The organism is Deltaproteobacteria bacterium (assembly GCA_016875225.1).
Lineage (GTDB): Bacteria > Myxococcota_A > UBA9160 > SZUA-336 > SZUA-336 > VGRW01.
Window position 1 is genome coordinate 1 of the sequence record VGRW01000060.1, and the last position, 22,203, is coordinate 22,203.

The following is a 22,203-nucleotide window of genomic DNA, read 5'->3' on the forward strand; positions in this document are numbered from 1 at the left end:
GTCGATCGCGAAGAACAGCACGGTTCCCGGGTTCCAGACCGGATTGGATCCCGCCTGGTGGATGTTCGAGGTCGCGACCACGAGCCGGTTGTCGACCCGCAGCGCGACCGCGCTGAAGTTGGTCTTGAACGAGCTGATCGACGCGCCGCCGCCACCGTTCTGGTAGCGCGTGAACGCGCCCGCGATCGTGTGCCGGGTCGGAACCGCGGTCCGGCTCTGCCCCGAGTAGAGCACGGTCTGGCCCGCGCCGGTCGCGTAGTCGAACGGAACCGCGAGCTCGCAGCCCGAGGTCGTGATCCAGCCGCGCGTCCGTCCGGTCCCGCGCTCGAGCGAGAGATTCCCGAGCGTCGGCGTGTTGAACGGCGCCGATTCGGTGCAGTTCAGATTGCCCGGGAGCAGGTAGGACGCTCCGACGTACGCGAGCGACTGGGATGGCGAGATCCGGAACTCGAAGACGCCCGGGCCGTTGCTCGACGCCGCGACGAACGCGCGGTCGGAATTGGTCGGATGGGTCTCCAGCGCGGGCGGCGCGAATGCGTCGACCAGGAGCGTGTCGGTCCCGGCCGAGCCGACCGAGAGCGTGGCCGCGAGCAGGATGGCCGCCGCGCTCATCGCGTCGCCCCGCGCACGCGAAGCAGCCAGAGCGTCTGGTTCGGCAGCGGCTGGCCGAGCGAGTCACTGCGCGGTTCGTGGGTCAGGTTCGACGCCTCGAGCGAGAGCGTGACGCCCTCGGGAAGGAACCCGAGCCGCGTCCATCGCCCCGGCCGCAGGATCACGCCCGCGTCGACCTGCAGCGCGTCGTCGGAGAGCGTGGCACGGCCGACCTGGTAGGAGACCTCGCTCTCGTAGCGGAGCTCCGTCCACGGCTCGAGCGCTCCCAGATCCAGCGCGGCGGAGAGCGAGTACGCGTGCTCCGGGACGTGCGGGAAGACCCGCTCCACCCCGCTCTGGTAGGCGCCGCTTCCGCCATCGCCGAGGTAACGCGCGTCGGTGTAGGTGTAGGCCGCGCCGATCCGCAGCCGCTCGAAGGCCGTCGCGCCGAGTCCGATCTCGACGCCGAGCGCGCGCGAAGGGCCGGTGTTGAGCGGCATGTAGGCGTTGTTCACGTTCAGCACCCACTCGATGCCCTGGTCGAGCTCGCGCTGGAACAGGCCCGTCTCGAAGCGCAGGTCGCGCAGCGCTCCCGAGCCCGCGCCCGCGAGCTCGAAGCCGATGTCCGCGTTCCAGCCCCGCTCGGAGGCCAGCTCGGGATTTCCGCGGATGAATCCCCAGTCGGGATGGAACAGGTCGGTGAACGTCGGCCGGCGCATCACGCGCTTCCAGTTCCCCTTTGCGCGCAGGCCCGGCGCGATCTGCCAGATCGCCCCCACCGACGGCAGCCAGGCGTTCTCGTCGCTCGGCGAGACCGGGCGCATCGGCTGCGAGGCCGCGCTGCGCGCCAGGCCGTCGCTGGTGTCGGCGCGCTCGAAGGCGAGCGCCGGAAACAGGCGCAGCTCCCGGCCGAAGACGCCGAGCTCCGGAAGCACCGAGACCAACACCGTCGTGCGTCGGTGGACGTCCGCGTCCGAAGCGTCGACGCGCGCGTAGCGCAGGCTCGACACGGCGCGGCCGCCGAGCTCGAACCGGCCGAGCCGCCTCGGCCGCGAGACCCAGACGGCCTCGAGCGTCGACTCCGACTCGCTCGCCTTCGCCTGGTCGCGCCCGCCCGTGACGAGCGGCGACACGAATCCGCACGCGCCACCGGGATCGTCGAGCTCGGAGTCCTCCGCGCGGAACGCCCCCGAGAGCGAGAGCGCGCCGCCCGGCGCGCGCTCGTGGCTCCACGCCAGCCGCCCGATGCCGCGCTGGTACGACTCGTCGGCGCTCGTGCACGAGAGCACGTCGTCGGGAACGTCCACGACGGGCTTCCCCCAGGTGCTGCCCGGCTCGCCGCCGTTCTTCTGGTACAGGTCGAACGTCGCGTCCAGGCGCGAGCGCAGGCCCGTCTCGAGCGACCCGCGCAACAGGCCCGCGTTCTCGACGAAGTCGGCGTTCAGGCGCGTGTGCGACTGCGCGCCCGCCGCCGCGCCGCCCGCGCCCGGCCGCCCGCCGCCAGCGCGCGGCGGCGGCTCGATCTCGAAGCTGTAGTCGTTCTCGCTGCGCAATCGCGAATAGGTGGCGAGCACGCGCGCGCGCTCGCCACCGCCGGAGAGCGCGAGGTCTCCGGCGAGCGTCGAGAGTGTTCCGGCGGAGAGGGATGCATCGACCTCGGGATCGGCGCTCTCGGGCTTGCGCGTGGTGATCGAGATGACGCCGCCCTCGGCGTCGCTGCCGAAGCGGGCCGAGCCTCCGCCGCGCAAGACCTCGATCCGTTCGACCTGTCGCAGCGGGATCGTCGAAAGATCGACCGAGCCGAGCTGGGCGCTGTTCAGACGCACGCCGTCGAGCAGGATCAGGACCTGCTCCGACTTCGAGCCTCGGATCGACGCGGTGCTGTAGGCACCGATCCCGCCGAATCGGCGCACGCGAACGCCGGGGACCTGGTCGAGGACCTCCTCCACCGTCGCGAAGCGATCGTCGAGCGCGCGCGCGTCGATCACCGTGGCGAACGCGGACGGATCGTCGGCCGACTCCGAGAGCTCGCCCGCGCGCGAGCCACCGCCGGTGGCTAGACAAGCGACGAGTGTCGCGACCTGGGCATTGCGCCAGTGACTCTTGAACACCGAGTGACTCCCTCCGCGGAGAGCGGGACGTTCGTCCCGAAAGCTCGGCAGGTCTCCTGGCTCAGGGGTCTGGCGTCGGATCCGAGCCTTCCCGGGGCGCTCCCCAGTGGCGTCGTTCGGTCTGACTTCCCCATCACAGTGGCGGGACCGCGGCCGATTCTCACGGCCTTCCCTCTATGGTCCGCTTCGCGGACACCGAGTGCGAGCATCGGTACCACCCGCCGCGCTCGGGTGTCAAACGCGGGTGGATCTTGACCGCTCGACGCTGAAGGCGTAAACGTCGCACCAAAGAGTCGTGGACGGTGTCGGGAAGCCGGTGTGAGTCCGGCGCGAGCCCGTCGCTGTATCCGGGGACGAGCGCCGCAAGTGCAGCCACTGGGATCGCGAGATCCCGGGAAGGCGCGGCGTGAGGATGATCCGGAAGCCAGAAGACCGGCCGTCCACGTGGGTAGAAACTTCTCCGGTCGCGAGAAAGGTATCCAAATGCGCGTCGTCGCTCTGCTATTGCTCTGCGTCGTGGCCCGTCCGGGCCTGGCCTCCTCCTTCGCTGCACAGGTCGTGCGCTACACGCCCGGCAGCTTTGTACCCGTCGGCTGGGACGATCCCCTGAGCTCGCTCGGCGCGCCCTCGCGCTCGACGGGCGACGGTCCCTGGGACGGCGACGTCACGGTCTTCAACGCGCCGTATCGCGAAGACCAGGTCGTCGCGATCGGAGCCGGGGGCGAACTCGTGGTCCGCTTCGACCGGCTCGTCGAGGACGACCCGTCGAACCCGTTCGGAATCGATCTCCTGATCTACGGCAACGCGTTCCTCGGCATGGACTTCGAAACCGGCCTCGCCGACGGCGCGGTGTTCGCGGAGCCGGCCCGGATCGCGCTCAGCCAGGACGGCGTCTTCTGGGTCGACGCCAGCGGAATCTTCGCGGACGCGCTGTTCCCGACGATCGGCTACCGGGACCCGACCGGTCCGTTCTCCTCGGGCGGGACGATTCCGACCGACTTCACGCGCCCGGTCGATCCGACGCTGGACGCCGCCGACTTCATCGGGCTCGACGCCGCGCAGATCGCGGAGCTCTACGACGGAGCGGGCGGCGGAGTCGGGATCGATCTTGGCGCGCTGGGCCTGCCCTGGATCGAGTACGTGCGGATCTGGCAGCCCGAAGGCGACGTCTATGCTGCGGAGATCGACGCCATCGCCGCCGTGCCCGAGCCGAGCCTGCTCTCGCTCGCGTGCGCGGGCGTGCTGCTCGTCGGTCTCGCGCGCGCGAGGCGCTAGATAATCCCCTGCTCGCGCAGCCGCGCGCGCGCGGCCTCGTCGAGCCCGAGCTCGGCGAGGATCTCGTCGTTGTGCGCGCCGAGCGCGGGCGCGGCGGAGCGCACGCGCACGGGCGTGCGCGAGAGCTTGGCCGCGGGACCGACGACGGGCGCCTCCGCGCCGTTCTCGAGCCGCACGGTCTGCAGCATGTCGCGCTCCAGCACGTGCGGGTCGCGCGCGGACTCGGCGTAGCTGCGCACCGGGGATGCGGGCAGCCCCTCGGCTTCGAGCTTCGCGACGGCCGCCGCGACCGTGTACCCCGCGACCCAGCCAGCGACCAGATCGTTCAGCTCCGCGCGGCGAGCGACACGGCCCTGTGTCGTGGCGTAGTCGGCGTGCGAGGCGAGCTCGGGACGCCCGAGCAGCGCGGCCAGGATCTTCCAGTGGGAATCCAGCAGCACCCCGAGCATGACGAAGCCGTCGCTGCACGCGTACACGCCCGCCGGCGCCGCGACCACGAACTGGCTGCCCATGCGGGGAAGCGGCACGCCCAGCGCGGCCAGCATCGGGTAGCCGTTCGACTGGAACAGCATCGCGTCCTGGAGCGCCACGTCGCAGTGCTGTCCCTCGCCGGTGCGATCGCGGTGGCGCAGCGCGGCCATCGCCGCGAGCGCCCCGTGCAGTCCCGCGAGATCGTCGCCGATGAACGTCGGCGCCTTCACCGGCGCGCCGCCGGGCTCGCCGTTCAGCGACAGCCAGCCGCTCGACGCCTGGGCCATCGGATCGTAGCCGGCGCGCTCGTGATCGGGTCCGAACTGCCCGTAGCCGCTGATCGAGACGTACACCGTATCGGGTCGGACCGCGCGCACGTGCTCGTAGCCGAGCCCCCAGGCGTCCATCGTGCCGGGCCGGAAGTTCTCGATCACCACGTCGGCGCGCGCGGCCAGGCGCAGGAACACGTCGCGGCCCTCGGGCCGGCGCAGGTCGAGCGTGAGACTGCGCTTGTTGCGGTTTGCGGTCACGTGCATGAACGACAGCCGCGGCTCGCCGTCGGGAAGCACCGGGGGCAGACGGCGCGCGACTTCACCGCCGGGAAGCTCGACCTTGATCACGTCGGCGCCGAAGTCGGCGAGCACGCACGCGCACATCGGTCCGGCCCAGGTCGTGGTCGCCTCGACCACGCGCAAGCCCGCGAGCGGACCGGGGAGATCCGCGCGCGCCCGGCGGAAGAACTCGCTCTTCTTCAACTCGCTTTGCTGCCGCAGCCGGCCGCGCGGCTCGAAATCCCGACGCCGCGCCGCGCCTGGCGGATCGCGTTGCGATCGTGGCCGCTCGTGCAGTAGCCGATCGAGATGCCGCTGGCCGGGTCCGCCCAGCCGATCTGCCCGCCCGCGCCGCCGTGGCCGAAGGCGAGCTCCGAGTTGGTGTGTCCGAAGCCGCGAAACGAACGGTCGGAGTCGCCGGCGATGATCAGGCCGAGCGCGCGATTCGCGGCCTTGCCGAGGACCGGATCGCGAAGCGCGCCGGAGCGGATCTCGCGCGCCATCGCCAGCGTCTCGGGCTTCCAGATCTCGCGGCCCGCAGCCGCGCGCCCTCCGTCGAGAAGCGCCTGGTAGAAGAGCGCGAGGTCGGCCGCGGTCATGGTTCCACCGCCGCCGGGAATTCCCGCGACGCGGAAATCGGCGCGGTTGAAAGCCATGATCGCCTCTTCAGTCACCTCGGTGACGGGCGGGCTCACGAGGCCGAGAGCGCGGTAGTCCTCGTCGGAGAGCGCCGTGCCGATGTGCTCGCAGTCCGCGAGCCGGCCGTGCAGGTCGCGCGGAAGCCCCACCCGGAGATCGGCCAGCCCCAGCGGCTCCGAGATCTGCTTGCGCACGAAGTCGCCGTAGCTTTCGCCCGAGAGGCGCTCGATCAGCTCGGCGATCACGTACATCGACGACGACGGGTGGTACTCGAAGCGCTCGCCGGGTTTCCAGTTGAGCCGCCAGCTGGCGAAGCGCTCCAGGCGCTTGTCGCGGTCGAGAAACTGGCTGGGCACGAAGGGCGCCTGTGGGAATCCCGCGGTGTGGGTGAAGAGCTGCTCGACCGTGACCTCGTGCTTTCCGTTCTCGCCGAACTCCGGAATCAGGTCCGCGACGCGCGCCGCGACGTCGAGCGCGCCGTCCTGGATCAGAAGCCACGCCGCCGCCGACGTGATCGCCTTCGTCGACGAGAACACGCAGTAGAGCGTCGCGTCCGTCGCGGGCGCCTCGGCGCCGTGGTGGAGCACGCGGCCGAAGCTTCGCATCGCGGCGATCTTGCCGTTCCGCGCGATCGCGATCTGCGCGGACGGCAGCACGCCCTCGCGAACCTCCTTTCCGGCGCGCTCCAGCAGCGCGTCGACGAGCGCCGAGTCGAGGCCCACGGATTCCGGTGTAGGTGCGAGGTGCCTTGGATCGATCATCGCGCGAAGAATATCACCCGGCGCGCTCGTCCGGGTCCTCGCCGCGCTTGATCTGGAACGAGAGCCCTGCGCGTTCGACGCCACCCTCGGCGTGCGCGAGCGCGGAAGCGCCGAACCGCTCGCGGATCGCGTCGAGCGTGCGGTTCAGCCGATCGCGGCGCGCGCGAGACTCGATCGAATCGTCGAGCAGCGAGAGCTGCTCCGGCCCTTCCGCCTCGAGCCGCTCCGCGGAGAGCCCGACGAGCCGGACCGGCTCCGCGAGCGCGGCGCGCGCGAGCAGAGCGCGGCCGGCCGCGGCGAGCTCGGCGCCGTCGTCGCTCGCGCGCGCGAGCGTGCACGAGCGCGAGAGGATCGGAAAGCGCCCGCCGCCGAGCGACCGCGCGAGCTTGAGCTTCAGCGAAACGCCGCGCGCGCGCAGACCGTCGCGGCGGAGCCGGCGCGCGACCGCCTCCGCGTGGGCGCGGATCGCGCTCTCGAGCACCGCGGGCGACGCGACGTCGGTCTCGAACGTGCTCTCTTCGGAGTAGGACTTCGCCTCGCGGTACGGCTCCACCTCGCGATCGTCCTCGCCGCGCGCGAGCCTCGCGGCCGCGGGCCCGAAGCTTCCCAGCAGCGCCGAGAGCTCCGCATCGGACCGCGAGGCCAGCTCGCCGATCGTGCGGATGCCGAAGCGCTCGAGCCGCGCGCGCGTGACCGGCCCGACGCCCCAGATGCGCCCGACGGGGAGCGGCTCGAGGAAGCTTCGCGCCTCGCCCGGTCGCACGACCAGAAGGCCGTCGGGTTTGGCGAGGTCGCTTGCGATCTTCGCCACGAGCTTGACCGGCGCGAGGCCCACCGAGACGGCGAGCCCGGTCGCCTCGCGCACCTCCGCGCGCAGGCGCTGCGCGGTGCGCTCGGGCGGCCCGAAGAGCGCCTCGGTGCCGGTCAGGTCCAGGAACGCCTCGTCGACGGAGATCCCCTCGACCGCGGGCGTGAAGCGCTGGAAGATCTCGAAGATCCTTCGGCTCTCGCGCCGGTACACCGACATGCGTCCCCGGACGAACACCGCCTCGGGGCAGAGCTTCCGCGCCTGCACCGACGGCATCGCGGAGTGGATGCCGAAGACGCGCGCCTCGTAGCTGGCCGCCGCGACCACGCCGCGCGCGGTCGCCCCCCCGACGACGACCGGCCGGCCGCGAAGCTCGGGGTCGTCGCGCTGCTCGATGGCCGCGAAGAACGCGTCCATGTCCGCGTGCAGGATCGCGCGCGCGAGGGGTCGCTCGTCCATGCCGGGAAGCTTGGCGCGGGGCCAGTCCCGCGTCGAGAGCCGCAAGGGACGCGCGCTCGCGTCCGATGAGGTCGGGGATGGCGAGCTGCGGAAACGACGCGCACCGGTCAGGCGAGACGACGGCGCTGGTGGCGGACGTGGCGCACGAGATCAACAACCCGATCACCTACGTGCTCGCGAACCTGGCCGAGCTCGGCCGGTCCTGCGCCGTGATCGGCGAGACGCTGGACGGCTATCGCTCGGCGCTGCGCGCCTGCGCGGGCGAGAGCGCCGAGCCCCGGATCGCCGACCTCGAGCGCAAGCTCGACGGGTGCGGCGGGCTCGACGTCGCCTGCGAGCTGCTCGACGACGCCACCGAAGGTGCGCAGCGCATCCGCGACCTGGTCCGCGACCTGCTCGCGCTCTCGCGCGGCGGCGAGCGCGCGCTCTCGAAGCTCTCGATCTCCGACGTGCTGGAGCAGACGCTTCGCCTGGTCGCCCGCCCGCTCGGCGGCCGCGCCGAGCTGGTGCGCGACTTCGCGGCGACACGCGAGATCGAAGCGGATCGCACCAGACTCGGACAGGTGTTCCTGAACCTGGTGCAGAACGCGATCGACGCCTGTGCGGACGTGCCCGAACGCGCACACCGGATCACCGTGCGGACGCGCGACCTGCGCGCGGGCGTCTGCGTCGAGATCGAGGACACGGGGCCGGGCGTCCCCGCCGAGCTTCGCGAGCGGATCTTCGCGCCGTTCGTGACCACGCGACCGAGCGGTGCGGGAACCGGGCTGGGCCTGTACATCAGCCGCAGGATCGTCGCGGAGCACGGCGGAACGCTCGAGCTGGCGCGCAGCTCCGGATCCGGTTGCGTGTTCCGCGTCGAGCTCCCGGGGGTGGCTAGGACCTGAGCTTCCGGTAGCGGCGAATCAGGGCGTTGGTCGAGCTGTCGTGCGCGAGCTCGGGCTCGTCGCGGCTCTCGAGCTCGGGCAGGATCGCGGCGGCCAGCGCCTTGCCGAGCTCGACGCCCCACTGGTCGAACGAGTCGACGTTCCAGATGGCGCCTTGCGTGAACACGCTGTGCTCGTAGAGCGCGATCAGCTTGCCCAGCGTCGCGGCGCAGAGCCGCTCGGCGAAGATCGTGTTCGAGGGACGATTCCCCTCGAACGTGCGATGCGGCGCGAGTGACTCGCGCGTTCCCTCCGCGAGCACCTGCGCGCGCGTCTTGCCGAACGCGAGCGCCTCGGCCTGCGCCAGCGCATTCGCCACGAGGATGTCGTGGTGCCGTTCGAGCGGATGGCCCGATCTCGCGAAGACGATGAAATCGCAGGGAACCAGCGCCGTCCCCTGGTGGATCAGCTGGTAGAAGGAGTGCTGACCGCTGGTTCCGGGCTCGCCGAACCAGACCGGAGCGGTGGCATGGCCGACCTCCCGTCCGTCGATGCTCACGTGCTTTCCGTTGGACTCCATCGAGAGCTGTTGCAGGTACGCGGGAAAACGCCGCAGCTCCTGCGCGTAGGGCAGGATCGCCGCGCTGCCTGCGGAGAAGAAGTTCGTGTACCAGACCGAGAGCAGGCCGAGCAGCACCGGCAGGTTGCGCTCGAGCGGTGCGGTGCGGAAGTGCTCGTCCATCTCGTGGAAGCCGGCGAGCAGCGCGCGGAAGCGCTCCGGCCCGATCGCGATCATGGTCGATAGCCCCACCGCGGAGGCCAGCGAGTAGCGGCCTCCGACCCAGTCCCAGAACTCGAACATGTTCGCGACGTCGATTCCGAAGCCGGCGACCTCGCGCTGGTTCGTGGAGACCGCGACGAAGTGATTCGCGATCGCGCGCTCGTCGCCGCCGAGCCCCGCGAGCAGCCACGCCCGCGCGGAGCGCGCGTTCGTCATCGTCTCCTGGGTCGTGAAGGTCTTCGAGGCGACGATGAACAGCGTCTGGGCGGGGTCGAGATCGCGGACGGCTTCGGCGAGGTCGCTGCCGTCGACGTTCGAGACGAAGCGGAACGAGAGCTCGCGCAGGCTCGAGCCGCGCAGCGCCTCGTAGGCCAGCGCCGGTCCGAGGTCCGAGCCGCCGATTCCAACGTTCACCACGTTGCGGATGCGCCGCCCGGTGTGCCCCTTCCACGCCCCGACCCGCACGCGCCTCGCGAACGCCTCCATCCGGTCGAGCACCGCGTGCACCGCGGGCACGACGTCCACCCCGTCCACGAAGTACCGCGCCGAGCGGGGCGCGCGAAGCGCCACATGCAGCGCCGCCCGGTTCTCGGAGACGTTGATCCTCTCGCCGCGAAACATCGCGTCGATCCGCTCGCGCAGGCCGCAGGCCCGCGCCAGGCCGATCAGCAGCGCCACGGTCTCGTCGCTGATCCGGTTCTTCGAGTAGTCGAGGTGGATCCCGCAGGCCTCGGCGCAGAGCCGCTCGCCGCGCAGGGGATCGGCGTCGAAGAGCTGGCGCAGGTGCAGCGAGCCGATGCGGAGCTGGTGCGCCGCGAGCGCTTGCCACTCCGCGCGAAGCTCCGGAACCCGGTGATCGGCGCTCACCGTCCCGCCTTCCCGGTCCGGTCCCGAGCCTCTTCGCTGGCGCGCGCCTCGATCTGCAGCGCGTGGATCTCGCGCGCGAGCTCGCCGGACAGGGCTTCGTACACCATTCGGTGGCGCAGGACGGCGGGCACGCCGCGAAAGCGATCGGAGACGAGAGCCACGCGGTAGTGGCCGCCCCCGTCCCGCGCCCCCGCGTGGCCGCGGTGCAGCCGGCTATCGTCCACGACCTCGAGCGCGAGCGGCGCGAACGCCTCCCGCAACCGCGCCTCGATGCGCCCCCGCGTGTCCACGCCGGGATTATCCGCTAGCGGCGCCGGGACTTCGAGAGCAGCGCGCGGATCCGTTCGCTCTGACCCTTGATCTCGTGGATCGCCGCGAGGGTCTCGGTCCCGAGCGCGCGCGTCTTCTCCGCGGTCGCCCGGACGGACTCGACCTTGCGGCGCAGCGCGCCGGCGCCGCCCGAGGCGTGCGCGGCGTTCCTGGCGATCTCGTTCGTGCCGGCCGAGAGCTCGTCGGTCGTGCGGGCCACGCTCTGCGTGGTGGCGGCCGCGCGCTGAACCGAGCCGCTGATGTCCTCGGCGCGACCGGCCGCCGTGTTGATGCTGGACGAGATCTCGCTGCTGGTCGCGGTCTGCTCCTCGACCGCGGTCGCGATGGTCTGCGTCGCCTCGCGCATGATCTGGATGATCGATCCGATCTTCTCGATCGACGCGACGGCGCCCTCGGTGGTGCGGCGGATGCCGTCGACCTTGCTCACGATCTCGTCGGTGGCGGCGCCGGTCTGGCGGGCGAGCTCCTTGACCTCGTTGGCGACCACGGCGAAGCCCCGTCCCGCGTCGCCGGCGCTGGCGGCTTCGATCGTGGCGTTCAGCGCGAGCAGATTGGTCTGGTCGGCGATGTCGTTGATCACGTCGACGACGCGACCGATCTCGCGCGCCGCCGTGCCGAGGATCGCGACCGTCTGGTTGGTCTCCTCCGCGAGCAGGGCCGCCTGGGACGCGACGTCCGCGGAGTGCTGGCAGCTCGAAGAGACGTCGCGCAGCGACGCGCTCATCTCCTCGACCGCGGTGTTCACGGAGCGGATCGAGTCGTTGAAGACGTCGCTGGCCGATGCGGCGACGCCCATGTGCTCCGAGACCGAGCCCGCGCCCCGCGCGACGTCGCGCACGTTCACGCTCGACTCCTCGACCGCGGCCGCGAGCGCCTCGATCGCGGCGATCGTCGTCTCGCTCGCGTCGCCCATCTCGCCGGTGTCGCGCAGCAGCGCGTCGGTGACCTGGTCCAGCGTCTCGGTGGCCGGCGCGAGCGAGGCCGCGAGCTTCACCAGCGAGTCGATGGCGGACGCGAGCTCGGCCGCGCCGGACTCGAGCTCGGCGATCCGAGCCTCGCGAGCGGCCGCCGCGCGCAGCTGCGACGGCAGCAGGATTCCCGCCGCAGCGTACCAGAGCGCGCCGAGCCCGAGGCACGCCACGAAGGCCGAGGCCCAGGCCTGCCCCAGCCATGCGAGCCCGAGAACTCCCGCGGCGGCGAGAAACGCTCCGGCGGCGAAGGCGCGCGACGTGGATTGCGAGTCGGTCGTCATGCGCCACCCCCCGCGCACTGCAGGATCTTGGTCGCCAGCGTTTCGGGCTGGAACGGCTTGGTCAGATAGTGCTTCGCGCCTGCCTCGATCGCCTCGATCATCTTGCGGCGCTCGGATTCGGTGGTGAGCATGATGACCGGAATCTCCGCCAGCTTCTGGCGTCCCTTGATCTCGCGCAGGAACTCGATCCCGTTCATCTCGGGCATGTTCCAGTCCAGCAGGATCAAGCGCACGTCCTCGTGCTCCTTCAACCGGTCGAACGCGTCGATGCCGTTCGAAGCCGGAACGGAGTCGTGACCGAGCATCTCCAGGATCTGGGCGATCACCTTTCTCATGATCGCGGAGTCGTCGACGACGAGGACCTTCATCTCACCCTTCCTTCACACGGTAGAAGGTCGACCGGTCGTGCCGGAAGACCTCGAATGCGTCGAAATACAGCTCCGGCGTCTCGGTCGCGCCGACCACGACCGAGCCCTCTTCGTGCAGAGCGCGGCCGGCCTTTGCCAGGATCGAGCTCTTGCACGCGCTCGAGAAGTAGATCAGCACGTTGCGCATGAAGACGACGTCGAACCTGCCCAGCGCTCCGAACGGGTCCAGCAGGTTCGCGCGCTTGAAGCGCACCAGCTTCTTCACGTCCTCGGAAAGGCAGGAGACGTGCCCGCTCTTCGCGAAGAAACGCTCGCGGTAGCGCGGATCGAGCCCGCGCGACATCGAGATCGGATCGTAGCGGCCGGCCTCGGCGATCGAGATCGCCGCCCGGCTGATGTCGGTGGCGAGGATTTCGAAGCTCTCGGCCCGGTATCCGTCGAGCTCGTGCGCACGCTCCATCTCGCGGAGCAGGATCCCGATCGAGTACGGCTCCTGGCCCGTGGAGCAGGCCGCGGACCAGATCGAGATGCGGTCTCGACCATCGGCGCGCGCGACCGAGATCGCCTCGGGAATGATCACCTCCCGCACCGTCTTCCAGAACGGACCGTCGCGAAACCACGAGGTCTCGTTGGTGGTCATGTCGTCGATGATTCGGTCCCGGAGCGACACGTCTCCCGCGCGCGCCTTGTCGTAGAACTCGCCGTAGCTCGCGCAGCCCGTCTCGATCACGACGTCGCGAAGCCTCGACTCCACCAGGTACTTCTTCGAATCCTCGAGCGCGATCCCGCACCAGCTCTGGATCAGCGTGCGGAGCCGCTTGAACTCGTCGTCGGCGAGAACCGGCACGTTCATCGCAGCCTCGCGATCCCCGTGATCCGGGCCGGCAGATCGGCCAGAGTGACCACTTCGTCGGCCTGTCCCGCTTCGATCACGGAGCGCGGCATGCCGTAGACCGCGCAGCTCGCCTGATCCTGCGCGATGCACCAGCCGCCGCGCTCGCGCACCCGCCGCACGCCCGCGAGGCCGTCGCATCCCATTCCGGTCATGACCAGACACAGGGCGCGCCCCGGCAGAGACTCGGCCAGCGACTCGAAGAGCACGTCGACAGATGGGCGAAACGAGTTCACGGGCGCGGACTCGGTGAGTCTGACGAACGGCTCCGAGTTCGAGGCGGAGATCTTCAAGTGTTTGCCTCCGGGCGCCACGAGCACCTCGCCCGCGCGAAGCGGGCGGCCTTCCTCGGCCTCGAGCACGCGCAGCTTCGCGCGCCGATCCAGAGAGGCCGCGAGTGATGGCGTGAAGCGAGCCGGCATGTGCTGCACGATCAAGATCGGCACGCGCAGATCGGCGGGAAGCTTGGGAACCAGGTCCGCGAGCGCGCTCGGGCCACCGGTCGACACGCCGATCGCGACCACGTCGATCACCGGCACCTTGGCGCGCTCGCGCAACGGCGGCGGGAGCTTGGCGGGGCGCGACCGCTGCAGCCTTCCCTCGCGAAAGGCGGCGACCGCTTCGCGAAGCGGCTCGCGCAGGGCCGCGAAGCCGTCCTCGCTCGCCTTCACCTGCGGCTTGGTGACGAAGTCGAACGCGCCCGCCTGGAGCGCCTCCATCGTCACGTTCGCGCCCTCGATCGTCAGGCTGGAGATCATGATGATGCCCGCGTCCGGCGCGACCCTGCGCAGGTGCGGGATCGCCTCGAGCCCGCCGAGGACTGGCATCTCGACGTCGAGCAGGATCAGATCCGGGCGAAGCGACTCAGCCTTGGCGATCGCCTCTCGGCCGTCGCGCGCGAGCCCGACGCAAGTCAGATCGGGCAGCTCGCGGACGCAGCCCGAGATCAGGCTGCGGTAGATGGCGCTGTCGTCGACGACCAGGACTTCGAGCTGCTCGGACATGGATTACCCCGACACGCCGTGGCGCAGGAGAGCGCTCGGATCGACCAGACGGATGACTTGTTCGTTCTGCTGCACGATTGCGGAGATCAGCTGTCCGCCATCGCTCGACGGATCGGGCGGCGCCGGACTGATCTGATCGGACTCGACGCCGACGACGTCCGCGATGCGATCGATCCAGAGGCCCGCGAGCTCGTCGTCGGTGGCCACGTCGGCGATTCCGAGCCGCGCCAGGTCTGCGTTCGTCTTCAGGATGATCAAGCGGCTGGTCCGCAGCAGCTCGCGCGGCGGATGGCCGAGCCGCACCGCCGGATCGATCACCGTCACGATCTGGCCGCGCAGGTTCATGAAGCCCCGAACCGCCTTCGGCGCCCCGCGCGCCGGCGTGATCTGCACCTGGCGATTGACCTCGCGCACGGTGAGGATGTCGATTCCGTAGCGCTCCTCGCCGAGGAAGAACGTGCAGAAGCGCTTCTGCGGATTGGCCGTCGCGGTCGTCATCTTCCCACCCTCTCGATCCCCGCCGCCGCGAGCAGCTCCCCGGGGTCCAGGAAGAAAATCAGGCGGTCGTTCACGATCGCCGAGCCCAGCAGCCCGCGCGCGTGCAGCTGCGTGTCCTCGGGCCGCGCGTCGCTCTCGACCGTGTCGACGATTCGGGCGGCGATGATTCCGGCCTCGAATCCCTCGATGCGGGGATCAGCACGAAGAACTCGTCGCCCTCGCCCGAGTCGCCGCCGACCGGCAGGACGTCCTCGAGCTTCACCAGCGGGATCGCGTGACCGCGGTGCTTGAGGAACGGCTTCGCGCCGATCCACTCCACTTGCGTCTTCTCGACGCGCTCCAGCCGCAGCAGATCGCAAAGAGGCACCGCGAACCGCTCGTCGGCGGAGTTCGCGAAGAGCACGAGCGAGCGGCGCTCGGCGCCCGGGACCTCGGGAGTCGGCGCCTCGCGCGTCCGACCCGCGCCCTCGTCGACGATCTGCTCGAAGCGGATCTGCGCGCGCCGGGCGATGCCGATCGCATCCAGGATCATCGCCACGCGTCCGTCGCCCAGGATCGTCGCACCGGCGTACCAGCCGCAGTCGGCGAGGTGGGAGGAGACCGGCTTCACGACGATCTCCTCGTGGTCGTGCAGCTCGTCGACGACGAGCCCGAACAGATGCGAGCCGTTGCGCAGCACCACCACGCTCGAGCGCGGGCGCTTGCCGTCCTCGGCGGCGGGGATCTCGAGGCAGCGAGCGAGTCGCACCAGCGGGAGAAGGTCGCCGCGCAGCCGCAGCACCTCGTTCGAGCGGATCCGCTCGATCTGCTGCGCCTCGGACTTCAGGCGCACGACCTCGACGACGTTGACCTGCGGGATCGCGAAGCGCTCCCCCGAGACCGAGACGATCAGAGACGGGATGATCGCGAGCGTGAGCGGAAGATGAACGCGAAGCGTGGTGCCCTCGCCGATCGCGGTCAGCACGTCGATCTGACCGCCCAGGTTCGAGATGTTGGTGCGCACGACGTCCATTCCGACGCCGCGACCGGACAGGTTCGAGATCTCGAGCGACGTCGAGAGACCCGGCTCGAAGATCAGCGAGATGGCGTCCTTCTCGGAGAGCGTCGCGCCCTGCTCGGCGCTGATCGCGCCGCGCTCGATCGCAGACTCCTTCACGCGCTCCGGATCGATGCCGCGTCCGTCGTCGCGGACCTCGATCACGACGCGCCCGCACTCGTGGTACGCGTTCACCCATACCCGGCCGGTCTCGGACTTGCCCAGCACGGCGCGCCCCTGCGGATCCTCGAGGCCGTGATCGAGCGCGTTGCGCAGCATGTGCGTCATGGGATCCGCGAGCGCCTCGATGATCGATCGGTCGAGCTCGACGTCGGCGCCGCCGACCTCCAGCTCGACCTTCTTGCCGAGCTTCTGCGCCAGGTCGCGAACCAGCCGGGGCATGCGGTCGAAGAGCACGCGGATCGGCTGCATTCGCGTGTTCATGATGTTCTCTTGCAGCTCGGTCGTGACCAGGTCGAGGCTCTGCAGCACCTCCTTCACACCGGGCTGCTTCGAGGCCTCGAGAAGCTGGCGCATCTGATTGCGGCCGAGAACCAGCTCGCCCGCCAGGTTCATCAGCTTGTCGAGGAGCGCGAGCGAAACGCGGATCGTGTCGGCCCGCTTCTCGCCCGCCCCGAGCCCCTCGTGCTGCGAATCGAGTACGGCCGCGCCCGGTCCATCGGCCGCGGCCTGCTGCTCCGGCTCGGCGTCCTCGAACGGAATCGCCTCGATCCCGGCGTCGGCGAGCATGCGCGACTGCGTGCGAGCGACCGTCTCGGCATCGGCTGCGGAAAGCAGGCCCAGCTCGATCGCGGTCTCGTTGAAGGAGCGGCGCAGCAGGGATCTCTGCTGCGCGCGCAGGATCTCGCGGCGTTCTTCGTCGGTGAGCAAGCCCAGGTCGACGGCGATCTGGCCGATGTAGAGCGAGAGCGGCCGTGCCGTGTCGGGCAGCGGAAACTCGTCCACGCCGCCCGCTGCCCGCTCGTCGAGGGACTCGAGCGCCCCCGGATCGAGCCCGAGCGCCTCCGCCAGAAGGTCGAGCTCGAGCGGCGAGCCGACGACGGCGGTCTTGCCGTGGCCGGCCGGCTCGGCCACGAGCTCGCCGTAGACAGCGAGCTTCTCGCTCAGCTTCGCGCGCTCGCGCTTGCGCGTCGGAAGCGCGATTCGTGCCAGGTGGTGGCCCTTGCGCCGCTGCGCCTCACAGGCTGCGCCGAAGCCGTCGGACGAAGCGGTCTCGTCCGGCGGCTTGCACGGCGCGAGCAGAGCCTCGAGCGTCGCGATCAGGTCGCTGGCAGGCTCGCCCTGGGAATCGGGAAGGCCGCGCAGGAGCGAGCGAAGCGCGTCGACCGAGCGCAGCAGCGGCTCCGCCATCTCGATGCGGAACTCGCAGAGCCCGTCGCGGAGCCGCATGAGCAGGCTTTCCGCAGCGTGCGAGAGCGAGCAGACGTTCTCGAGCCCCAGGAATCCCGCGGCGCCCTTGATGCTGTGGATCGCGCGAAAGATCTCGTTCAGCGCGCTCGCGTCGGTCGCGCCGCGCTTCTCGAGCTCGAGCAGGAGCGGCTCGACCGCCTCGAGATGCTCGAGCGACTCGACCACGAACTCGGCGATCAGATTCGGATCCGAGAGCACGCCTTCCCCTCGCAGAGCAGCACCGGTTCGCGCGCGAGCGAGCGCGCGAAGCCGCCCATTTTGATCGGCGGCGGGCTTCGCGAACTCGATCGGCGCGCGCGGTTTCGCCGCGCGTCAGGACGGGCGTTTTCGGTCAGCCGCGCTCAGGCGAGCTGTCGGAGGACGTAGGGAAGGATGCCGCCGTGCTCGAAGTACTCGAGCTCGCGCGGCGTGTCGATGCGAACCACCGCGCGGAAGCTGCGCTCGGCGCCGCCGTCGCGCGCGCGCACCGAGAGCTCGGCGCGCGGCTTCAGGCGGTCGAGTCCCTCGATGTCGTAGAGCTCGCGCCCGGTGAGGCCGAGCGACGCGGCCGTCTCACCCTTGGCGAACTCGAGCGGGAGCACGCCCATTCCCACCAGGTTGCTGCGGTGGATGCGCTCGAAGCTGGTCGCGATCACGGCGCGCACGCCGAGCAGCATGGTTCCCTTCGCGGCCCAGTCGCGGGACGAGCCGGTTCCGTATTCGGCGCCCGCGATCACGACGAGAGGCGTGCCCTGGCGCGCGTAGCGCTCGGCGGCCTCGAAGATCGTGGTCACGTCTCCCTCGGGCAGGCAGGTCGTGACGCCACCCTCGGTTCCGGGCGCGAGCAGGTTCTTGATGCGCGTGTTCGCGAACGTGCCGCGCACCATCACCTCGTAGTTTCCGCGTCGCGCCCCGTAGGAGTTGAAGTCGTCTGGCGCGACTCCCTGCTCGACGAGCCAGCGCCCGGCCGGGCTCTTCGTCGCGATCGAGCCGGCGGGGGAGATGTGGTCGGTCGTGACCGAATCGCCGAGCAGCGCGAGCACGCGCGCGCCACGGATGTCCGCCGGCGGGCGCGGCTCGCGCCGGATCCCGTCGAAGAACGGTGGCTTGCGGATGTAGGTCGAGCTCTTCGACCACGCGTAGCGATCGCCGGCCGGCGCGCGGATCGCGCGCCAGCTCTCGTCGCCGAGAAACACGTCCGCGTAGCGCTTCCGGAACATCTCGGATTTCACCGAGCCGGCGACGGTGCGCGCGACCTCCTCCGCGCCCGGCCAGATCTCGGCGAGCAGAACCGGCTTGCCCGCGCGGTCGACCCCGATCAGCTCGCGCGAGAGATCGAGATCCACGCGTCCGGCGAGCGCGTAGGCGACCACCAGCGGCGGCGACGCGAGGTAGTTCGCGCGCACCAGCGGGCTGATCCGGCCCTCGAAGTTCCGGTTTCCCGAGAGCACCGCCGCGGCGACGAGATTTCCCTCGCCAATCGCGTCGGACACCGGCTTGGGCAGCGGCCCGCTGTTCCCGATGCAGGTCGTGCAGCCGTAGCCGACGATGTGGAAGCCGAGCTTCTCCAGGTACGGGAGCAGCCCGGACTGCGCCAGGTAGTCGGCCACGACGCGCGAGCCCGGCGCGAGGCTCGTCTTCACCCACGGCCGCACGTCGAGTCCGCGTTCGACCGCGTTCCGGGCCAGCAGCCCCGCGGCGGTGAGCACGCTCGGATTCGAGGTGTTCGTGCAGCTGGTGATCGCGGCGATCACCACGCTGCCGCTCGCGAGCTCGTAGTGTTCCGAGCCCGCGTCGACGCGCACGCGCCTGGCGAGCGCCGCTGCGTCGGGCGCCGTCTTGCCGCCGACGAGCTTCGGCAGCTGGCGCGCGAAATCGGACGCGACGTCGCCGAGCGCGACGCGGTCCTGCGGGCGCGACGGGCCGGCCAGACACGGCACCACCGTCGAGAGATCGAGCGTGAGCTTCGCGCCGAACTCGGGATCGGGCGCGCTCGAGTCCGCGAACATCCCCTGAGCGCGCCAGTACGCTTCGACGAGCGCGATCGACTCCTCGCTGCGGCCGGTGAGCCGCAGATACTCGATCGTCTTCTCGTCGACCGGGAAGAAGCCGATCGTCGCGCCGTACTCGGGCGCCATGTTCGCGATCGTCGCGCGATCCGCGACGGCGAGCGAGCTCATTCCAGGCCCGAAGAACTCGACGAACTTCTCGACCACGCCGTGTTTGCGCAGCGTCTGCGTGATCGTGAGCACGAGATCGGTCGCCGTCGCGCCGGCCGGGAGCCGGCCCGTGAGCTCGAACCCGACCACGTCCGGGATCAGCATCGTGAGCGGCTGTCCGAGCAGACACGCCTCGGCCTCGATTCCGCCCACGCCCCAGCCGACGACGCCGACCGCGCCGATCATCGTCGTGTGCGAGTCGGTGCCGACGACCGTGTCCGGATACGCGACCGCCCCGGCTCCGTCCGGTTCCGCGAAGACCACCGGCGCGAGGTACTCGAGATTCACCTGATGGACGATTCCCGTCGCCGGCGGGACGACGCGGAACGACGAGAACGCGGACTGGCCCCAGCGCAGGAACTCGAAGCGCTCCGTGTTCCGCTCGAACTCGAGCTTGGCGTTCTTCGCGAGCGCGTCGCCGCTGCCGAAGAAGTCGACCTGGACCGAGTGGTCGATCACCAGGTCCGCGGGCCGGAGCGGGTTGATGCGCTTGGGATCGCCGCCGAGATCCGTCATCGCGTCGCGCATGGCGGCGAGATCGACGACGGCCGGAACGCCGGTCAGATCCTGCAGGACGACGCGAGCGGGCCGGTAGGCGATCTCGCGGGTGTTCCTTCCGTCGCTGCGCCACGCCGCCAGCGCCGCGATGTCGTCGCGCACGACGGTGACGCCGTCCTCGTGGCGAAGCAGGTTCTCGAGCAGCACGCGGATCGAGCGTGGAAGCCGCGCCAGCCGGCCGAGCCCGGCCTCTTCGACGGCCGCCAGCCGGTGGATCCGGTAGCTCTTCGCCCCGACCCGAAGTGTCCCCTCCGCAAAGCCCGCCATCGCCTGCCCTCCATGAACGGGGCCGACGATAGCAACTCGATCGTGCGTGCGTCCGGGGCGGGGCGGCTCGGCTCGGCCGGCGTTCCGGCGGTCCTGCCTTGGGGGGAGGAGACGAGTTTGGGAGTGCCAGCTGCGCTCCGGCCCCGGCGCACGTCCGATCGGCGGTCGTGCGGAGACTGGAGCAGAAACCGTGCCAGCACCCGGCTCGCAGGTCGGATCCGGCGCTGCGCCGCGCTGGAACGCCCGAACCTGCACGGCTTCGAACCTGCGCAGAACGCGCGCGGGATGGAACCGCGCTGCCCATTTCTGCGGAAGGCCGGATCCGACTAGCGGATCTCGACCGAGTCGATCGCGTTCCTCCGTCCGTTCACGTCGAGGCCGTAGGCGACCACGCCGAGCGACTCGCTGTTGGCGGTCACGCCCAGGTAGACCACCCTGCTGTTGTCGCGCTTGGCCGACCAGTCCGGAAGCGTCCGCGAGAGCCAGGTCCCGAAGGCGGCTCGGCCGCCCGACCCCGCGCGCACGAAGACGATGCCGTCGCGCGACGTCACGACCCGATTCGTGAGCGGGCCGGGAAGCGGGTCCTCGAGCCCCCCGAGCAGCGCGCGCGATCGCTCGTAGCTGTTTCCCTCGCCGGAGAGCACGAGGTTCACGCCGTGCCGCTGCAGGATCGCGCCGAGCCCCCGGCGCACCGAGAGCGTCACGCCGTCGCCCCGCTCGCTCGAGAAGAGGTCGCTGTGCATGTAGACGACGAGCCAGCGCGCGCCGCTCGCGCGGGCCGCCGCGAGGTCGGCCTCCAGCCAGGCGAGCGCGGCCGCGCCTTCGGTCGTGAGCGGATGCACGCTGCCGAGGCCCGGCGCGTGCAGCGCGACGAAGTGCGCTGCACCGAAGTCGTACGAGTAGCTCGCGTTCGGCGCGGAGCTTGCCCCCGGAGCGGCCGTGAACTCCGCGTAGTCCGACGGGCTCTCGGTGTTCGAGTAGCTACCGACCTCGGTGTCGCCGAGCGCAGGAGCGAAGATCGAGTTCGCAATCACCGGGCTCGCCTGTTGCTTCCAGGCCAGGACCGCGGCATCTGCATCGGTCGCGACGCCGGACGCGATCGCCTCGCGCGAGAGCGCGTAGCCTCCGCCGCCGAGCACCAGCGGGTAACCGCCCTGCCGGATCTGCGCGAGCACGTCGGCGGCCAGCGGGGATTGCGCGCTCGTGTCCAGACCGTTCGAGGCGAAGTAGGCGAACTTGAACTGCTCACGCGACGTCGCGGGGCCGCCGCGCAGGGTGAACGAATCGCTCCAGACGCGGCCCTCGGCCGCCGCGCCGCTCACGCGGTAGACGTAGCGGACGCGCGGCTTCAGCCCGGTGACGGTCGCCGACCAGACGGCGCTGCAGCCGCTCGACGACTCCGGGTAGGCCCGAAGCGAGGTCCACTTGTTCTCGAAGTCCGCGCGGTAGTCGAGCTGCGCGCCCATCGGGTGCAGCGGCGCGGTCCAGACGATCTTGCGCTCGCTCTCCGACGAGCCGGCGAACGCCTGGTAGGCGCCGGCGGGCGGGCCGAACGCCGTGTCGCACTCTCCCGGATCGCCACCCGGCGGAGTGCCGTCGGCCACGCAGAGGCCGGCGTTGCACTGGCCCGCCAGGCCCGAGCCGGACGTCAGACACGCGGACCCGTTCGGATGCGTCTCGACGCGGCAGCCCAGCGCGGGATCGCAGTACGAGTCGAAGCAGGGGCCGCCCTCGAGCGGGCACTGCAGCTCGCTTCCCGCGATGCAGGTCGAGGCGCGGCACGACTCGGTGCCGTTGCAGACGTTGCCGTCGCCGCAGACCATCGGCGCGCCGGCGACACAGACGCGGTTCACGCAGCGCTCGACGCCGTTGCAGCCCTCCGCGTCGGAGCAGTGGGAGTCGCTTCCGCACGCATAGCCGCGGCAGGTCCCCGACTCGCAGACGTCGTAGCGCGTGCTGGAGCTGCCGTCGCTGCAGCTGGTGCCGTTCGGCAGCGGCGTGCCGGCGACGCAGACGTGGTTCGAGCAGACCATCGACCCGGTGCAGGTGTTGGCCGAGGCCGGGCAGTCCGAGTTCACGTTGCACTGGCCGGGCGTTCCGGCGCAGATTCCGCTCGCGTTGCAGACGTCGCCATACGTCGAGGCATTCCCGTCGCTGCAGCTGGTTCCGACCAGCGGAGCGGGATCCCC

At 70.7% G+C, this 22,203-nt stretch carries 16 protein-coding genes and 2 riboswitches; of the genes, 2 read left to right on the forward strand and 14 right to left on the reverse strand.

All coding sequences use genetic code 11. The features are described 5' to 3' along the window. The coding region (locus FJ108_13450) for a hypothetical protein (GenBank protein ID MBM4336892.1) at positions 1–612 on the reverse strand (612 nt) is incomplete at its 3' end. Then, positions 609–2,702, reverse strand: a complete 2,094-nt coding sequence (locus FJ108_13455; protein MBM4336893.1) for a TonB-dependent receptor — start codon at positions 2,700–2,702, stop codon at positions 609–611. The genes FJ108_13455 and FJ108_13450, both read right to left, overlap by 4 nt. Before the next feature lie 28 nt (positions 2,703–2,730). Then, positions 2,731–2,917: riboswitch (cobalamin riboswitch) on the reverse strand. A 68-nt stretch (positions 2,918–2,985) separates the two neighbouring features. Next, positions 2,986–3,158: riboswitch (cobalamin riboswitch) on the forward strand. A 27-nt stretch (positions 3,159–3,185) separates the two neighbouring features. On the opposite strand from FJ108_13455, the gene FJ108_13460 reads away from it, so the two are divergent. Continuing rightward, entirely contained in the window at positions 3,186–3,977 is a 792-nt protein-coding gene (locus FJ108_13460) for a hypothetical protein (GenBank protein MBM4336894.1), read from the forward strand. Here the strand turns inward: FJ108_13460 and FJ108_13465 are convergent. The 3 genes from FJ108_13465 to FJ108_13475 are packed head-to-tail and all read right to left on the reverse strand — an operon-like array spanning position 3,974 to position 7,666. Next, on the reverse strand, positions 3,974–5,203 hold the full coding sequence (locus tag FJ108_13465; protein ID MBM4336895.1) for a CoA transferase: 1,230 nt from the start codon (positions 5,201–5,203) through the stop codon (positions 3,974–3,976). The genes FJ108_13460 and FJ108_13465 overlap by 4 nt on opposite strands. Further along, the gene (locus FJ108_13470) at positions 5,200–6,399 is read right to left on the reverse strand and encodes a beta-lactamase family protein (GenBank protein ID MBM4336896.1); all 1,200 of its coding nucleotides are present in this window, start codon (positions 6,397–6,399) and stop codon (positions 5,200–5,202) included. Before FJ108_13470 ends, FJ108_13465 begins: the two co-directional genes overlap by 4 nt. A gap of 13 nt (positions 6,400–6,412) precedes the next feature. Continuing rightward, the gene (locus tag FJ108_13475) at positions 6,413–7,666 is read right to left on the reverse strand and encodes a DNA polymerase IV (GenBank protein MBM4336897.1); all 1,254 of its coding nucleotides are present in this window, start codon (positions 7,664–7,666) and stop codon (positions 6,413–6,415) included. 65 nt (positions 7,667–7,731) lie between these two features. Here FJ108_13475 and FJ108_13480 point away from each other — a divergent pair, with 65 nt between their 5' ends. After that, positions 7,732–8,553, forward strand: a complete 822-nt coding sequence (locus FJ108_13480) for a HAMP domain-containing histidine kinase (protein MBM4336898.1) — start codon at positions 7,732–7,734, stop codon at positions 8,551–8,553. Here the strand turns inward: FJ108_13480 and FJ108_13485 are convergent. From FJ108_13485 to acnA, 9 genes are all read right to left on the reverse strand, one after another. Next, positions 8,543–10,180, reverse strand: coding sequence for a glucose-6-phosphate isomerase (locus FJ108_13485; GenBank protein ID MBM4336899.1), 1,638 nt, complete (start codon positions 10,178–10,180; stop codon positions 8,543–8,545). The two genes, FJ108_13480 and FJ108_13485, sit on opposite strands and share 11 nt — an antisense overlap. Further along, positions 10,177–10,470 (reverse strand): BolA family transcriptional regulator, encoded by a 294-nt coding sequence (locus FJ108_13490; protein MBM4336900.1) that lies wholly within the window; start codon positions 10,468–10,470, stop codon positions 10,177–10,179. Before FJ108_13490 ends, FJ108_13485 begins: the two co-directional genes overlap by 4 nt. A gap of 14 nt (positions 10,471–10,484) precedes the next feature. Next, positions 10,485–11,762, reverse strand: a complete 1,278-nt coding sequence (locus tag FJ108_13495; protein MBM4336901.1) for a hypothetical protein — start codon at positions 11,760–11,762, stop codon at positions 10,485–10,487. Continuing rightward, a complete protein-coding gene (locus FJ108_13500; GenBank protein ID MBM4336902.1) occupies positions 11,759–12,130 on the reverse strand; it encodes a response regulator in 372 nt (123 codons plus the stop codon). Before FJ108_13500 ends, FJ108_13495 begins: the two co-directional genes overlap by 4 nt. Position 12,131: 1 nt before the next feature. After that, a complete protein-coding gene (locus tag FJ108_13505; protein ID MBM4336903.1) occupies positions 12,132–12,983 on the reverse strand; it encodes a protein-glutamate O-methyltransferase CheR in 852 nt (283 codons plus the stop codon). After that, positions 12,980–14,026 carry a chemotaxis response regulator protein-glutamate methylesterase gene (locus FJ108_13510; protein ID MBM4336904.1) on the reverse strand — a complete coding sequence of 349 codons (1,047 nt, stop codon included), beginning with the start codon at positions 14,024–14,026 and terminating at the stop codon, positions 12,980–12,982. Before FJ108_13510 ends, FJ108_13505 begins: the two co-directional genes overlap by 4 nt. Positions 14,027–14,029: 3 nt before the next feature. Then, positions 14,030–14,524, reverse strand: coding sequence for a hypothetical protein (locus tag FJ108_13515; protein MBM4336905.1), 495 nt, complete (start codon positions 14,522–14,524; stop codon positions 14,030–14,032). A gap of 70 nt (positions 14,525–14,594) precedes the next feature. Continuing rightward, complete coding sequence (locus FJ108_13520) at positions 14,595–17,189, reverse strand: chemotaxis protein CheA (GenBank protein MBM4336906.1); 2,595 nt, start codon at positions 17,187–17,189, stop codon at positions 14,595–14,597. A gap of 143 nt (positions 17,190–17,332) precedes the next feature. Next, positions 17,333–20,014, reverse strand: a complete 2,682-nt coding sequence (gene acnA, locus FJ108_13525; protein MBM4336907.1) for an aconitate hydratase AcnA — start codon at positions 20,012–20,014, stop codon at positions 17,333–17,335. Positions 20,015–22,203: the final 2,189 nt, after the last annotated feature.